We start from the raw sequence: 15672 nt of genomic DNA on the forward strand, positions 1-15672 counted from the left end.
GCATAGGCCATCGCTGCCGCCCCGATGACGACGGCCCCGATCATGGTGGCCACCAGCATCTCCGCAGCCGTGAATCCGGCAGGCTGTCTGGGCGTTGTTTTCATGTTATTTCTTCTCCCCGCCGCCACCCAGCGGCACGAGTTTTTTCAGCAGGCTCATGGCTTCTTCCAGCTCGGGTACCGCAGGCAGGGTGAGGTGAGGTGTGTCTCCGCCGTCCGCGGTGGGCTGGGCAGGTGCCTGGTGTGAGGTGCTTTGTCCGGCGGTTGCCGACGCTACAGGAGGCTTGGGCGCAGACCGGTCGTTTTGGGCAAGCTGCGTCGGGTTCTGGGCGGAAGTCTGCGCCACGTCAGGGAAGTCGGTGGCGACTACGCCGCGTGCGGTCTCGGGCTTCTCTTTCTCCCACTGGTTGACGCTGTTGGCCTGTCCCTTGAGAATGGATCGTACGTACGGACGCAAGTCCACGGGAATGGTCAACACTCGCGGGGGCAGGCCCGACGGCTTTTTTTCCACCCAGACGAGTTCAATAGCGCGTGGAGAGATGTTTCCCACGCGCAGCGAGATCGATTGTTCGGGCAGCACCTGGGGCACGTCCTCACCGGGCTCCAGCACCATGTCACCCAGCATGACCCTGAGACCGCGCGCCCCGGGTGAGACCCCCACCACTCTGAGCTTGGAAAGTCGCTCGCGAATGTCATTTTCCTCGGTCGTGCCATTTTGATCCAGGCTTTGCACCACCTTGTCCCCCTTGGTGAAGGGGTTGCGCTCACCCTCCTTCACGTTCTCGGAGGTTTTGTCACCAGGTTTGATCAAGGTGTATTTGACGCTTTCCGGAGCTGTCGGTGCGACCGTGCCGTCAGGCAGGAAATTCTCCTGGGCGCCAGCTGAGGAACAGACAATCAGGCACGCGAGGTACGTGCTGGCCAGTACCGACCGGGCATCTCTAAAACTTTTCCAGATTGGGGTCATCGTTTCACCTCCATGTCAGCCTTGAGGTTCACCAACGGGATGTCGAAATGGATTTCCAGATTGAGTTGCCGGCCATTCTCCCCCTGCCGCATACGGCAGACAGAAATGCTGGCCAGTGGAAGACGGCGTTCCAGCTCTGCCAGCCAGTTCATGGTCTTGGCGTAATCATCCTGAACCACCAGCGTGCCCTGCAGGCTTTTGGGAACCACAGGATTGGCCCTGTTCTCCTTGACTTCGAACTTCTGCGAGACGGTGAGGATGCGACTGTTGCGCACGATGCTGAGCAACGCCTGTTCCGCTTCCTGCCCCGTTTGAATCTTCTGGAGTTCAGGATCCCACTCTTTCAGGAACTCACTCAAATCGCGGTTGTCGTATTTGGTCTTGATGAGCGTGTTCTCCTGCACCTCGCACATCATCTTTGCGTTGGCATAAGAAGCTTCTGCGCTTTCAGATTCCTCGCGCATGGCCTTGGCCCGCTTCTGCAGGATCTGTGCCCCGTAGGTGATCCCGGCGAGGATCATCATCAGGATCACACAGGCTATTTTTTTGCCGTTCATGGTGTTTCGGAGTGGGGTGGGCGAAAGTTGGCTAGAGGGTCAAAACTGCTGCCAGACCAGCATCGACTTGTACTCGAGAGCCTCCCCAGCCTTGCTCTGCTGGCTGTTGAAGGGGCGGTAGTTAAGAAGTCCCACGGCGGACTGGATGCGGTTCACATCCTCCAGCGTGCCGTTGTTGATCAGGACCGTCAGCCCGACCTGCTGGGGGAGTTCAGGGCTGCGTTCCAGGGAGAGCTCTGCGATGGTGATCTCCGGTGGCAGAGCCCGGGCAATGGCGACGCTGATGGGCTGCAGGCTGCGGGTGCCTTCCACCCATTGGGCGAGTTTTTCCGCTTTGAATTTCTCCTTGCTGACGTCAGCAAGTTCCGTTTCGTACTTCATGCGGTTCGCGTCAAAATCCGCTTGCTGCTGGACCCAGGAATCACGGCTTTTGAGCGCCTCCCGGTAGCCGAGGTAAGAGGTGATCCCCAGATAGGATCCCCCCAACATCACCAGGTAAAACAGAGCCGGGACCAGCACGAAGATCTGGGGCAGACGCTGGGAGCTGTCCGGGCGCGGACTTTTGAAATCGTGGCAGAGGTGGCTCATGGAAAAGGAGAGGTTCGAGGAAGCGAAAAGGAGAAAAGCCTAGTTGAGGCCGATGGCGGACCAGAGCTGGTCTTCGGTGGTGATATCCTTGCCGCCCACCTTGGAAAGCTGCTCCATCATGACGGTGGCAAACTTGGGGTCGTTGCCGTCGTGCACGAAGTACACAGGTGTGCCGGGCTGGGCCTTCTGCACCAGGGGGGCGATGATCTGGATCATCGCGTCCAGGCTCTCTGAGCCGATGCCGCTGCGGCAGCGGAGGTCGGTCCATTGCCCCGCCTGCTGAACGAGCGCCGCAATCGATCCTTCGCAACAGGCGATGATAACAAAACTGGCGTTGGGGTCCTGTTTGCTGCCGCAGAGTTCCGTTAGCTTCTGCTCCAGCAGGGCGAACAGGCCGCAGCAGATGCGTCCGCCTTTGAGGCCGTTGGCCCGGAGCACCTCTTCTGTGGTCTTCACCATGGAGTCATCACACGCCATGAGAAGGGAGGCCGTGGAGTGAGGGTGGTGGAACAGGGCGTAGCGTTTGCCTCGGTCAAATTTGGCTCCAATAACCGCGCGCGGGTTGGACCTGAGCAACTCGCCGCTGTTTTCCCGGCGGCTCAGGTTGTTCTCGAGCGAGATGATGAAGCGGTTGTTGATGGAGACATTGACCCAGCCGCCTTCGGTGAGGGTACGCCACTCTTCCGCCCGTTGCGGAGCCACCTCGGCGAACTCACCTTCACTGTTGCCAGCATCCTGGAACCTGCCTTTTTTGTTCAAGCTGCGCCAGGAGACGTGACCGCGGCTCACATTGAGCAGCAGGCTGCGACGCCCTTGGAAACGCTTGTTCCACGGCACTTCGGCATCATCCGGCTCAGGCCGGAAGGCGGCAAAGGACAGCACACTTTTGATGTCATCAAGCAGCGGCATAGGAGGAGAGGAGTTGTTCTTTCTGGAGGTAGTCGAACACCTCGTTTTCAGTGAAACCGGTCGGACGGTTGAACGCAGGCTTCCAGCCCTCGTACTCACGTTGCTGGAGGCTGCGGTCGAAGCTGATCATCCCCCGCGTCATACCAGCCTCGAGCTCATGATCCAGCTTCTTGAACTCGCCGCGGCGGATGACGCCGCACACGGAGTCGTAAGGCAGAAGGAGTTCGTGGATGGCGAAACGGCGTTGCTTCTGGTCGTCCGCCAGCAGGCGCTGGCAAAGGATGCCACGGAAGCAGTCCGCGAATGAGAGCATCGCGTTTTCCAGGCGATCAGAAGGGATCAGCTTGAGATAACGTTGCACCGTCTGGGCGGCGCTTGAGGTATGCAGCGTGGCGACGACCAAGTGGCCGGTTTCCGCTGCCTGAAGGGCGATTTCGGCGGTCTCGCCATCGCGGATTTCCCCCACCACAATCACATCAGGCGCTTGACGCAAGGCGGCGCGCAGGGACTTGCCAAAGTCGAGTTCGTCCGTCCCGATTTCCCGCTGGGAGATAAGGGAGGGAAGACCTTGGGGATAGAGATACTCAATGGGATCCTCAAAGGTGATCACATGTTCCTGACGGCGCTTGGCCCGCTCCAGCACCAAAGCGGCGATGGTGGTGGATTTACCGCTGCCCGTGGCACCGCAGACCAAGAAGAGTCCGTTCTTGGCCTCCAGGAAAGACTTGATGGCTGGCGGCGGAAGATAAATGTTTTCCAGAGAGGGGATGTTCTCCGGCAGGAGACGGAGCACCCAGCGGGAACGGCCGCGAGTGGAGAGGCGGTTCACGCGGTAGCGGCGCCCTCCCATGCTCACCGCGTAATCCTGGGTGCCGGTCTTCGTTTCCAAGGCCACGGAGGGCTCATAGGTGTAGGCATCATAGTAGAGCTTGCCGTTGAGCCGGTACACGAGCGGTTCCCAGGGCGTGATGTAGAAATCACTGATGCCCGAGTTCTGGGAGATTTGCAGGATGCGCTGTCCCAGGATGCTGCGCTCATGAATGTCGTCTTGCGGAGTCATGCAGAAAAAGGGAGAAGGAGAGGCTACTTGTTGCTCACAAACTTGCCCATGAGGGCGGCACGGGCGGAAGAGCCCTCGTAGATGTAAAAGGTGTTTCCTGTGACCACGCCGGAGTCCGCATCCAGACTGACAAGCCGGACCTGCAGGGTATAGGTCACGCCGCCCGTGGTGACACTGAAGGAGGTCGTGGGGTTTTGAACGGTCACGGTGTCAGCACTGGCCAGTCGGTCACTGGTATTAGGCGTGCTTACCATGGTGTAGTTGATGTTGACCGTGCCGTTCTGGGTGACGGGCTGTGTCAGGGCTAGGGTGAGGCGCAGCGTGGCACTGGTGGCTTCGGAGTCGCTGAACGTGGTTCCGTTCAGGATCATCAGCTCTCCCAGGCTGAACTCCGTGTTGGCGGCGGCTCCGCCGAAGGCTGCTCGGGTGAAGTCCATGCGGTTCTCCACCCCGGCATCCAGGTACTGACCTCCACCGAGGTCGAGGCGGGTGTCACCATGGCTTACGGAAATGCCGTCCGGATCGGAGTTGTCGGTCGTGTATTTGAGGTTGCCGCCGCCCGCGACGCTGGTCCAGATGGGGGTGTGGCTGCCGGTGAAGCTGGCGACCAGCTTATAGTAGGTGTCGGAGTCGGAACTGCTGTCCGCGTAGAGGAGGGCGTCCGTGGTGAAGTTTTTCGACTCGATTTTGTCGCCGGACACGACGGGAATGGGGCCGGTATAGTCGGTCCAGGCCCCGCTGTTCTTACGGTAGCGCAGCACACTACCAAGCAGAGGTGCACCGTTTCGGTTGATGGTGACCGTGGTGGGGAAGGCGGCCTCACTGTAGGTTGCGCCGTTGGGCTGGTTGATGGGCTTGGGCAGCGTGGTGGGGGCGAGGATGCCCGTAGTGCCGCCGCTTGTCGTTCCCCCAGACGTAGTGCTGCCAGAGGTGGTGCTCCCTGAAGTCGTGCTTCCCGAAGTGGTGCTGCCGCTGGTCGTACTACCCGTGGTCGTGCTGCCAGAAGTGGTACTGCCACTGGTGGTGCTGCCGGTAGTCGTCGTCTCCGTAGGAGGAACGGTGTTGGGATCGAAGACGTTATCCTGAATGTTCAGCGTGGCGTTGGCGGGCGTGAGGAAGGCGTTGTTTCTGTTTGTACCATCAGGATTCCAGACCCAGCCGTTGTTCCCGTTGTACTGCATGGCCGTGCGCGTACGGGCCTCGGTGGGGTACAGGGTTTCGGCCAGGTTGTCATCAAGCACGAAGTCAGAGACTCCAGCCGTTCCAGGGGCTGTGCTGATGTCAAAGCGTTGGGTGGTGGGATTCCAGACGGCACGCGGACTCGAGGAGGCTGCTTGGGAGCTGTCCTGCATCTTGGTGGCCAGGCGGACATCCACATAGCGCCCGGTCATTGATCCTGCCTGAAGCTTGGCGTCCGCGTTGGTCCGAACGGTCTTGAGCTTGTCGACGATACTTTGAGGATTGGTCACCCCGGTGAGCGACCCCCCATCTGCCTGGTACAAGGAAATAAGGTTGTTGAGCTTGTTCACGTCGACCTGGAGTTTGGTTTCCTCCACTGCGGCCTTTGTGCCTACCAGATTCACCACCACCACCGCAGCCAGCACAGAGGTCACGGCAATCGCCAAGATCAGCTCTACCAGCGTGAAGCCGGGGCGTTGCTGATTTTTATGTCGATAATAGACAGGCCGCATGATTCACAATATTGACAATTAATATGAAATTTCAAGCTTTTTGATAAACATTTTATGGTAATTGTATTTTTAGGAACCGGACCTTACTGCTTTTTTAAAAAAGCACGGTTCTCAATCATCCAGAGGGGCAAAGCGAGCTTAACTCAGAGCCCCCGTTAGGAAATCCCCGCAAATGGGTGACTGCACGGCAGGGGAAAACGAAGGAAGGCTCTCGCAAAAATTAGATTATCTACGGGAAATATTAAAAACTCTTTACAAATTCGTCGTTGAATCCATAATTGCCATAGTCTACACCACCACTATGCAACCATTCCACCGCTCATGGCTCTGCTGCAGCCTCCTCTTCATGGGCTCCCTGATTCCCCTCGCGGGACAGGATATCAGCCTCATGCGGCTGAACTCGCCCCAATATGAGACCGAGGCTGCCAAGCTTCGAGCGATTCCGCCCCGCCCCTACGAGTTCTCCAAAGCGATGCTGGGGGATGTCATCCGGTTCCTGGCCACGGACGCGGGCATGTCTTTCTTCTCTCTTCCTGACGGCAGTCCCGAAGCAGACCGGCTGATCACCTTCACGCTGAATGCGAGCCCTTTCCAGGCACTGGAAACCTTGTGCAAGGCCAATGGACTGGCGTTGGTCCCCGACGGAGGCATCTGGTACGTGCGTTCAGCAGATGACAAGGAGCTGATCGGCAAGGCCTACATGGTGAAGCACAACTCCATGGAGAAGGTGTCCAAGGTCTCAGCAGGGGGCGGCAGCGCCATCAGCATGCCGCAATCGAGTTCGAGTGGTGGCAGCGATGGCGGCAGTGGCGCGGGTGGCGTCACGTCTGGCGGGGTGGACCTCCAAGGCGCGCGCGAAACATTCCGCACTGAGCGCAGCGAACTGATCAATGACATTCGCGCCATCCTTGACCTGGGGCCGGAAAACCCGAGCAATGGCGGTGGAGGTTTGGTAGCACTTGCGGGTGCTGGTTTCGCTGAGCCTACCGCGGCCGCGCCTGTCGGGCCTGCTGCCAACGGAGTCCCGCTGGACATCTACGGCAACGTGCGCAAACCCAAGGTGCTGTGGAAGTCTGACTCCAACATGCTCTACGTGGTGGCGACCCGTTTGCAGCACATGTGGGTGGAAGGCTATCTGGCGGCAGCCGACAAGCCGCAGGCGCAGATCGCGATCGAGGTGAAGTTCTTCGAAACCAGCCGTGACCCCAGCAAGGAATTCGGCGTCGATTGGTCCGGCACCTTTGGGCAGAGTGGTCTTTTCCGGCAGGTGGAGGACGTGGTAACCAATCCTGAAACCGGAAATTCAGTTGTCACCACCACCAAGATTCCCCAGACGGAGGGGGGGTTCCGTACTGATTTGTCCAACCTTCTGACCATCGGTGACCTCAACCAGGCTGCCAAGACCTTCATGGCTCCTTCCACAGCGGTGCTCAGCGCCCAGGATGTGAACATCAAGCTGCGTGCCATGTTGAAGGATCAGGAAACCCGGACGGTCAGCTACCCGCGCATGGTGACGACCAACAACCGCGAGGTGGTCATCCGCAGTGTGGTGAACCAGCCTGTTCTGGGCGGCTCCGCCTCCACCAGCTTGGGCACTGGCTCCACTACGACTTCGTCCATCAGCTACCTGCCGATCGGCACGGTCATCAACATCCTGCCCAAGCGTATGATGGATGACAAGATCAACCTGAATCTGGCCATCACCGTCTCCAGCATCATCGGCACCGAGGTGATTCAAGGCAATCCATATCCTGTCGCTTCAAGCCGCGTGTACAGCGCCCCGGTGGAGCTGAACAACGGCTACACGGTCGCCGTGGGTGGACTGGACGAAGCCCGCGAACAGGAAGGGGAGCAGGGCATCCCGGTGCTGGGGAAGATCCCCATTCTCGGCTACGCCTTCAAGACCAAGGGCAAGGCGAAGAACCACAAGAACCTCATGATCTTCATCACCCCCTCCCTCATTGATGTGCGTAACGGTGGTCTGCCGGAGAAACCTCAGTCCGTGCTGCCACGCCAGCCGGAGGAGCTCATGCCCAAGACCCCGCGCATTGGAGAGGACGGTGGCTTGGTTGGAGGAATTAACGCCATCCCTGGAGGTATTCTCTTTCTGCAACGCAGCAGCGACGAGCTCAAGCAGACCATCCTGGAGGCCCGTGGCACCAAGGATGACTATGCTCGCGTGGACGAGCTTGAGGCCGCCGTGAAGAAGCTTGGCACTGAAGTGGATCATTACCTGGCCGCACAGCCAGACAAGTGGGAGGAGCTTAACAAGTACAAGTGGCAGCTCGCCGGCCTGCTGGACGATGTGAAGAAGCATCGTCGGGCGCTTTTCAAGAAGAGCTATTACTAAGCAGGAGCTTCTCCAAAACAGATTTCCTGGTCGAGTGGGCCAGGAGTGGTGGTTCCGCCGGACCGTGTTGCGGGTGCAGCACAGTCCGGCGGACGTCTTTTTGAATGAGACCGTGTGCAGGTCCCAGTGGGGAGGTTGTCCCCGCCGTTGCCATTGCTGCCGTCGGCACTCCCAACAAAAAAAGAAGCGCCGCATCTGCGGCGCTTCGACAATATCCGGTTCTCCCGTTGTTGACTCCTCTTACTTCAGGGTGCTGGCGAAGAGTTCTTTCATCGCCTCCCAGGATTTTGCATCGGCGTCGGCGTTGTAGGCGGAGCCTTTGCTGACGTCGTCCCCCGCCTTCTTCTGGGTGAAGGAGTGCACGGCGCCGGGATAGGCGACGAATTTGTACTTCACTCCGGCGACTTTCATCTCGCTGTGGAAAGCCTCGACCTCAGCGCCAGGGACGAAGGGGTCATCTTCACCGTGGCACACGAGCACCTGGCCCTTGATGTTCCTGGCATCTTCCGGTGTGGGGGAGCCCAGGCTGCCGTGGAAGCTCACCACTGCCTTCACCTCTGCGCCGTTGCGGGCCAGTTCGAGAGCGCCCGTGCCGCCAAAGCAGTAGCCGATCACTGCCACCTTGCTGGCATCGGTATGCTCATTCTGTGCGAGCACATTGAATGCGGAGGTGAGACGCTCGCGATAGAGCTTGCGGTCATTCTTGTACTTGCCCGCTTCCTTGCCGGCCTCGGGCGGCTGGGGACGGATACCTTTGCCGTAGATGTCGGCGACGAAGACATTGTAGCCCAGCTCGGCGAGCATGCGGGCGCGCATCTTTTCATAGTCGCTGGGGCCGGTCCATTGGTGCACGATCAGCACCGCAGGAAGTTTGCCGGTTTTGGCGTCATCGTACACGTGCCAGCCTTCGCAGGTGGCACCGGAGGAAGTGTATTCCACTGCGGTTTCTTTCACTTCAGCCTGGGTGTTCATCGGAGTCATCGCGAAGACAGTGCACAGGGCGGCCAGAACGCCGGAGAGAGGCAAGGTTTTCATGCCCTTACCAACGCGGCGCAGGGCAGGGCTTGCAAGCAACTTGAGCCGCTGCAGGGCGACTAAATGTTCGCCGTCCAGACATCCAAACGAGAGCTGCCGGACGTACGCTCGCGGCCCACGGCGGCAATGAAAAGGCCGGTGTTCAGGGCGAACACCGGCCTCAAGGGGAATCAAGTTTCAGGAAGTAACAGGCTTTCGAGCCGGGTTACTTCGCGGCTGCTTTGGGCGCTTCCTTTGCAGCCGGTTTCACAGCCTTCTTCAAGTCGTCCGCGGTCCAGGCTTTGGTACGGCCTGCATTGGCGGTGCGGATGGCATTGATCTCCTTGGCCGAGACCGGAGAGGCGGTGTGTTCCCACTCGCGGCGCATGTAGGTGAGGACGTTGGCGATGTCATCGTCCGTCAGGTGGGGGAGCGGGGGCATCTCCAGATGCCAGGTGCGGCCGCTCACGGTCACAGGGCCGCTCAGGCCGTGCATGATGATGCGGGCGGGACGGTCCACGGGGCCAGTGACCCACTCGGAGTCCACCACGGGTGGAGCCAGACCTTCCAGGCCGGCACCACCGGGCTGATGGCAGGCCGCGCAGAGGCCGGCATAGATGAGCTTGCCCTTCTCAAACTGGGCCTGTTGATCAGCCGAGAGCGGCTTCACCACCGGCGGCGGAGGGACGCCGGGTTTGCCGGGCCAGGCGAGTGCTTTGTCCACGGTGGTCAGCAGGGTGTTGGCAGCCTTGTTGCTCGCGAGCTCGGTGGAGAGGGCCGTCAGAGAGGAGGGTTGGGCCTCCAGATAGAGAAGCTTGCGCGGTTGCGCTTTGGCCTTCTTGTCCAGCGGCGTGCCGGCCATCCCGTTCAAGAGGGCCAGCTGGCGGGGGCTGTTGGGGGCCTGGGCGGCGACGACTTCCAGCAGGCCGCTGACGCGGGCCGCTTTGCGCTCCGTGGTCACGCAGTTGGCAAGCACCTGGACGAGGCCGCTGGTCACGAGAGTGTCCGTCTTGCCCGCAGGTTCGGCGAGGAGCGCTTGCAGGAACTCCAGTTCGCGACCGCGCAGACCGGAGGTGATGGCGTCATTGAGCAGCGGGCTGCCACCCTTCTTCAGAAGAGCGAGCACGGCCTTCATCGCTTCAGGTCCCGGCTGGGCGCTGAGTTGCAGGGCCAGTTGTACGCGCACCTCAGCGCTGGTGTCCTCAAGCATCTTGTATAGCTCAGGCATCACGAGGAGGTTGGCCAGACGCACGCCCACCACGCGCACTTTCTCGTGCGAGTCCTTGAGGGCGGCAGTGAGCACTTCCGGGGTGAGGGCCTTCAGGCCTTCCAATGTCCACAGGGCCTGCACGCGGGCCTGGGGCAGTTCCGCTTTGGCGGCGATCTCGGCAATGGCAGGGACGACGGAGACATCGCCACGCTCTACGAGCACACGCTGGGCGGTGTCGCGCACGTGACCATTCGGGTGAGCCAGAAGCGCCACAATGCCGGCTGATTCCTTGGGCAGTTTCACGGCCACCGGGGCGGTCTTGTCTTCGGGCACGACGCGATAGATGCGGCCGAGATTGACGGGCTGCTCCAGCTTGCGGGCCTCAATGTTGGCCACCAAGTAGTGGGTGAGGAAGAACTTGTGCTGGATGATGCCGCGGGCCATGTCCACGATGTAGAGGGCGCCGTCCGGACCATTGTAGGCATTCACCGGGCGGAAGCGTTCGTCCGTGGAGGTGAGGAATTCGGTCTCCGTGTAGGCGTTCTTCGCGCTCAAAACGCCGCCGTTTTCACTCAGAATCAGTCGCTTCACGAGCAAGCCGCAGGGTTCGGGGATAAAGGCGTTGCCGCGGAATTCCTTTGGGAAGAGATCACCTCGGTAGATGCCAGCACCGCAGGTTCCCGTGACGGAGGCCAGTCGGCCGTCGGGGCGCAGCTGTTTATCCGTGTACCCGCGGTTCACGCCGGGGGTCGGGACGGCTGGCCAAGTGGCCTGGTCCTTCATCACCTGGTAGTTCAGCGCCAGGCGGTCGGTCAGGTTCGGGTTGCGCTCATACACGGCCGGCGGGAGCAGGTCACTGCGGAGCAGGTCGCTGTTGTAGTTGAAGTAACGACGACCCCAGTCGTCCTGGGTCAGGCCCCACTGGCCACCGCTCTTGGTGGGCTCAGAGGTGAATTTGCCCTGACTGTAGCGGATGCGCTGACCGTAGCCAGCGCTCCAGATAAGGTTGTCCATGCACCAGGTCGGGGAGTTGGCCATGTGCTCTGGCTGCCCGCCCGCACTGCCGTAGGCACCGCCGATGACTTCTTGCTTGTCGGCCACGCCGTCGCCGTCCGTGTCGTGATAGAAGGTGAGATTCGGTGGCTCGGCGACAATGGCACCGTCACCCAGCGCCATCACCCCGCGAGGCATGAGGAGCTTGTCCACAAAGACGGTGGCCTTGTCCATCTTGCCATCGCCGTCCGTGTCTTCGAGCCGCTTGATGCGACCGATCGGCTGGTCTTCGCCACCGCCGTTCACGTCATTCATATACCCCCGCATCTCCACCACGTAGAGACGGCCCTGATCATCCCAGCTCATGGCCACGGGAGCCTCCACCAGCGGCTCTGCGGCGACCAGCTGTACCTTGAAGCCCTTGGCCACTTTGATGGCCTTCAAGGCCTCTTCCGGGCTCAGGACCGGAGGTGGGGGCAGCTTGAATTTCAGTTCCACGGATTCTGGCCCGCGGTTCTTGGTGCGATCTTCCTTGGGGGCCGCCGCTGCTGGCGGGGTGGTTTTGGCAGCCTCCTGGGCTGGCGAGGTGAGTGTGGCCAGCGACAGGGCAACCCCGGTCAAGGGCAGGGCAAGGGAACGGATGCTCATTTGGATGGATCAGATGACTACGACAGTGGCAAGAGCGGGCAGTTTTGGGACCAGTGAACAGCGTGAGCGTGTCGGAATTGGACAGGCCAATCCGCTTGCAGACCCGCCCAGAGGCGGCTGGGAGCGGCACGGCTCACTTATCGGTCACCATGTTCCCGCTGTTTCAGTCGGTTCGCAAGAAATGAGCCGGGCTTGTCGGTTTTGGCTAAGTTTGCCCCCTCAGTCCGCCCCTTTGCGACGTCGGAAGATGGTCTCCACCACATTTCGCACATACTGCTCGTCACTCAGGCCATGAACGGTCTCCTCGGGGAACTTGACGAGCTCTCGGAAGTGATTGGCGAGGTTTTCGAAGAGGGTGATCTTGGCTTCGGGCGTGAGTTCCTCCCGGCGAACCAGGGCATTGAGCGCCACCTGTGCCTCCTCCGGCCCCACCTTCTGCCGTAGCCGCGCTTCCAGATGCGGATGGTCCCGCAAGGAGTTGTACTTGCCAGCCAGCACCGCGGCCACATCCGGCGGGGTGGTCTTGATGGTGCGTACCACGACGGTGCCTGCGGCGAGGTCACCCAGGCGTTGTGAGCGCGAATTGAACAGGGCCACCACGCCGCCCAAGGCATAGAACATGGGCAGCATGTCCACGAAGCGGAGGAGATTCCGCACCACCACCTGAGACGGGCGGAGCTTCAATCCGCTCTCGTCCATGACGCGAAGGCCCATCACCCTTTTTCCCAGCGTCTGGCCGCGCCAGAAGAGTTCCATCGCCATGCGGGCGCCTTCCATGCACACGAACTGGATCAGAATGGCGACGCCCATGCCCGTGTCGCCTCCGAGGAGTTGCATGGCGCGCAGGATCGGGGCGATGACATTCATGGCGGCCATGATGGCCACGAAATCAATGGAGAACGCCATCGCCCGGGTGAACGGCCCGGCCAGGGGCAGGGAGAAGGCCACCCCCTCTGGAGTGGCGATCTGCAGCGTGGCGGTGCGGCTGGCATTCATGGGCAGGACGGCGTCAAAAGAGGATGTCGCGAAGGAGGAGGGCTGGGATCAAGCAGCGGGTTTCGATGAGGCCCGCCGGCCGCAGAGGAAGAGGAAGGCAATCAGCCCGATCAGCTCCAAGGTGCCGAAGGTGATCTTTACCCAGTATGGCAGGACGGGCGCGTGGTACTGGGAGAAAAAGGCCTCCACGATGCCTGCCCAGACCAGCATGACGGCAGCGCCGCCCGCCAGAGTGGCCAGATCCGGCGTGATCAGGCGAAGCCGCTTCCGCAAACTATGCGGGGTGCCCCAGCCGATGAGGGCGCGCCCCAGCACCAGCCCGCCCTGCCCGGCGACCAGGATCGCCGGGATCTCAATGGAGCCGTGCGGCAGCAGCCAGCCAAAGAGGAAGACGATCTGCCCATCCATCACATAGTCCACCGCCACCGCTCCGAGGATCACCCCGTTGTAGAACAACAACACGACGGTGAGGATGCCGAAGGTGATGCCAAACGCCAGCGCCCGCAGGGAGACGGTGATGTTGTTCTGCATCAGTTCCGCTGAGAACTTGGCCTTGTGCCCGGCCATGCGGTCGAACTCAGTGGGCCGCTCCTCCCGAGCCACTCGCTGGCTGGGCGTCTGCTCCACGAGGTGGCCAAACTGGGACGGGAAGATGGCCTCGCGCCCCTCGTTGCCGTGCAGCACAAGGATCCCGCCGAGCATCGCGCCCACCAGGGTGAGCATGACCGCCACGTTGAAGCCCCAGAGCTGGCGGCGGAAGGTTTCCGGAAACGTGCGGGTGAGCCACTGCCAGGGTTTGAAGTGTCGGGAATTCCGCGTGGCGGAGTGAATCTCCGCGTAGCCCGTGCCCACCAGATTCTCCAGATACGCCTTCAACTCCGGCTCGGCCGAGTATCCCTGGATCCGGGCCAGATCGGCAGAGGCCCGCTGATAGAGTGCCAGCAGGTGGCGGGAGTACTTGAGGTCGGAAAGCGAGGCCAGGCCTTCTCGGACCCGACCCAGCTCCCGCTCCAGCTCCTGCCAGACAGGGCGTTCACGTTCGATGAAAGTCTTGAGATCAGCGATCATGGGGATGGGGGCGGTCCGGGGTCACTGGCGGCTAGATCAGCTGGCGCTTCTTCACGCGCAGGTACTCATTCACCACATCCGCCACCAGATTGTCCTGGAGGGAGGAGGTCAGGTGCACCCCGCGCTGCTTCAGCAACCGCGTCGTGTCTTGCAGATCGTTCCAGAGGAGCTGCCCGGCCAGACGGCTGTAGAGCTCCTCATCGTTTTTGATTTGATCACTCTTGCCAAAGAGGGGCGCGATCTCCTTCTGCCCCAGCATGTGGGTCAGCACCACGTGCCGCCGCGCCACCAGGCCCACACCTTCCACAAACTGCTCGGACAGCCAGGGCTCACCCAGGTCGGTGAGGAAGATCATCAGGGAGCGATGGCGCAGACGGTTGCCAATGTGTATGAAGACATCCTCGAAGTCCGGGCTCACGGGATCGGCCTGTAGGGTGTAGAGCACGTCCCGGATGGTGTTGTAGTGGCTGCGGCCACCTCCGGCGGGAATGATGCGGTGCACGCGGTCAGAGAAGACGATCAGGCCGAACTTGTCCGTCTGCTGCTCTGCGGCCAGGGCCAGCACCAGCGTGGCTTGGATGAAGCGCTCCAGATGCGTCTTGGCCAGGAATCCGGAATCTGGATGCTCTGCCAGCTGGTCCAGCCGCCGGGCGCTCCGGCGGGAGGCATCGATGGCGACGTACACCTCCTGGGTGCGCTCCAGCTGGAACATCTTGGTCACTGGGAAGCGGCGCTTGGCAGTGCCACGCCAGAAGATGTCATCGTAGCTGTCCCCCGGGGCATACTCGCGCAGTTGCTCGAATTCACGGCCCTTGCCGATCTGACGCACGTGGTGAATGCCGATGACGCCCCGGCGGAAAAAGAGCGGTGCCAGCACATTGCGCTCTCTTGTGAGGTCCGGGTACACGCGGAACTCCGTCTTGCAGGGGAGAGCGCGGCGGGCATGCCACAGACCCAGGCGCGAGCGCCCCTCCAGATGCACCCGTTTCAGAAGGTAGTTGCCGCGTTCCGTCGCCTTCAGGGTCCAGTGGAGGCGGGTGTTTTCCAGATCCTTTTTGAGCGTGGGGTTGAGGATGGGGCGTTCACAATCCAGCCCATCTGGAAAGCCCAGCCCCACGCGGAGCCAGCGGCAGCGTCCGCCGGGATTGGTGAGGGTGCCTTCCAGAACGACCTCACGCCCCTTGGAGGTGCGGATGGTCTCAGGCAGCTTCACCTTTAGCGCTTGCAGGGAGGCAGCGGCGCTGGGCGCATCCAGAGCCACCAGGAGCAGCAGCAAGACGGCAATGCCCATCATGGCCACCACGGGAGCCTCGGCCAGGCCGAGCAGGGTGAAGAGCGGGATGCCCAGGATGCCCGTGTAAAGCAGCAGGCGGTTGGAGGGGACGAGCATGGGTCGTTTCAGATCAACTCAACACACACCAGAGCAGGCAGGAGGGAAAGGCCACTGGAAGCAATCTCCCGACGGAGCAGGGCCAGAGCCTAGCGAGGCACCGGTACCGCCTCCAGCACGCGACCGATCAGTTCCTCAAGGGTGAGGCCCTCGATCTCAAACTCCGGACGCAGCACCATGCGGTGTCCCAAGACGGGAGCGGCCAGGGCGCGCACGTCGTCAGGTGTCACGA

General features: G+C 61.2%; 13 protein-coding genes. 1 reads left to right on the forward strand and 12 read right to left on the reverse strand.

Annotated features, from left to right (window positions below; all coding sequences use genetic code 11):
- Positions 1 to 105 precede the first annotated feature (105 nt).
- Genes BV106_RS35230 through BV106_RS07545 form a run of 6 tightly spaced genes read right to left on the reverse strand, consistent with a single transcriptional unit; the run spans position 106 to position 5771 of the window.
- Positions 106 to 966, reverse strand: coding sequence for a hypothetical protein (locus tag BV106_RS35230; RefSeq protein WP_051945358.1), 861 nt, complete (start codon positions 964 to 966; stop codon positions 106 to 108).
- Positions 963 to 1523, reverse strand: a complete 561-nt coding sequence (locus BV106_RS07525; RefSeq protein ID WP_038162812.1) for a hypothetical protein — start codon at positions 1521 to 1523, stop codon at positions 963 to 965. Before BV106_RS07525 ends, BV106_RS35230 begins: the two co-directional genes overlap by 4 nt.
- Positions 1524 to 1562: 39 nt before the next feature.
- Complete coding sequence (locus BV106_RS07530; protein WP_038162814.1) at positions 1563 to 2111, reverse strand: hypothetical protein; 549 nt, start codon at positions 2109 to 2111, stop codon at positions 1563 to 1565.
- A gap of 39 nt (positions 2112 to 2150) precedes the next feature.
- Complete coding sequence (locus tag BV106_RS07535) at positions 2151 to 3020, reverse strand: hypothetical protein (RefSeq protein ID WP_038162816.1); 870 nt, start codon at positions 3018 to 3020, stop codon at positions 2151 to 2153.
- Entirely contained in the window at positions 3007 to 4080 is a 1074-nt protein-coding gene (locus tag BV106_RS07540; RefSeq protein WP_051945360.1) for an ATPase, T2SS/T4P/T4SS family, read from the reverse strand. Before BV106_RS07540 ends, BV106_RS07535 begins: the two co-directional genes overlap by 14 nt.
- A 23-nt stretch (positions 4081 to 4103) precedes the next feature.
- Positions 4104 to 5771, reverse strand: a complete 1668-nt coding sequence (locus BV106_RS07545; protein ID WP_038162818.1) for a choice-of-anchor K domain-containing protein — start codon at positions 5769 to 5771, stop codon at positions 4104 to 4106.
- A 301-nt stretch (positions 5772 to 6072) separates the two neighbouring features.
- Here BV106_RS07545 and BV106_RS07550 point away from each other — a divergent pair, with 301 nt between their 5' ends.
- The gene (locus tag BV106_RS07550) at positions 6073 to 8121 is read left to right on the forward strand and encodes a type II and III secretion system protein (protein ID WP_265595427.1); all 2049 of its coding nucleotides are present in this window, start codon (positions 6073 to 6075) and stop codon (positions 8119 to 8121) included.
- A 240-nt stretch (positions 8122 to 8361) separates the two neighbouring features.
- Here BV106_RS07550 and BV106_RS07555 read toward each other — a convergent pair whose 3' ends face one another.
- The 6 genes from BV106_RS07555 to BV106_RS39230 all read right to left on the reverse strand — a co-directional run bounded on the left by BV106_RS07555 (position 8362) and on the right by BV106_RS39230 (position 15670).
- Positions 8362 to 9156 carry a dienelactone hydrolase family protein gene (locus tag BV106_RS07555; protein ID WP_038162823.1) on the reverse strand — a complete coding sequence of 265 codons (795 nt, stop codon included), beginning with the start codon at positions 9154 to 9156 and terminating at the stop codon, positions 8362 to 8364.
- A 205-nt stretch (positions 9157 to 9361) separates the two neighbouring features.
- The gene (locus BV106_RS07560) at positions 9362 to 11986 is read right to left on the reverse strand and encodes a PVC-type heme-binding CxxCH protein (protein WP_051945362.1); all 2625 of its coding nucleotides are present in this window, start codon (positions 11984 to 11986) and stop codon (positions 9362 to 9364) included.
- 219 nt (positions 11987 to 12205) lie between these two features.
- Positions 12206 to 12982 (reverse strand): RDD family protein, encoded by a 777-nt coding sequence (locus BV106_RS07565; protein ID WP_038162825.1) that lies wholly within the window; start codon positions 12980 to 12982, stop codon positions 12206 to 12208.
- 48 nt (positions 12983 to 13030) lie between these two features.
- Complete coding sequence (locus BV106_RS07570; protein WP_038162828.1) at positions 13031 to 14050, reverse strand: stage II sporulation protein M; 1020 nt, start codon at positions 14048 to 14050, stop codon at positions 13031 to 13033.
- A gap of 31 nt (positions 14051 to 14081) precedes the next feature.
- Positions 14082 to 15440: a DUF58 domain-containing protein gene (locus BV106_RS07575; protein WP_038162831.1), complete on the reverse strand. Its 1359-nt coding sequence runs from the start codon at positions 15438 to 15440 to the stop codon at positions 14082 to 14084.
- Positions 15441 to 15529: 89 nt separating this feature from the next.
- Positions 15530 to 15670 (reverse strand): hypothetical protein, encoded by a 141-nt coding sequence (locus BV106_RS39230; protein ID WP_343123371.1) that lies wholly within the window; start codon positions 15668 to 15670, stop codon positions 15530 to 15532.
- Between the last annotated feature and the right edge of the window lie 2 nt (positions 15671 to 15672).

It is taken from the genome of Verrucomicrobium sp. BvORR106, assembly GCF_000739655.1.
In the GTDB taxonomy this organism is placed as follows: domain Bacteria; phylum Verrucomicrobiota; class Verrucomicrobiia; order Verrucomicrobiales; family Verrucomicrobiaceae; genus Verrucomicrobium.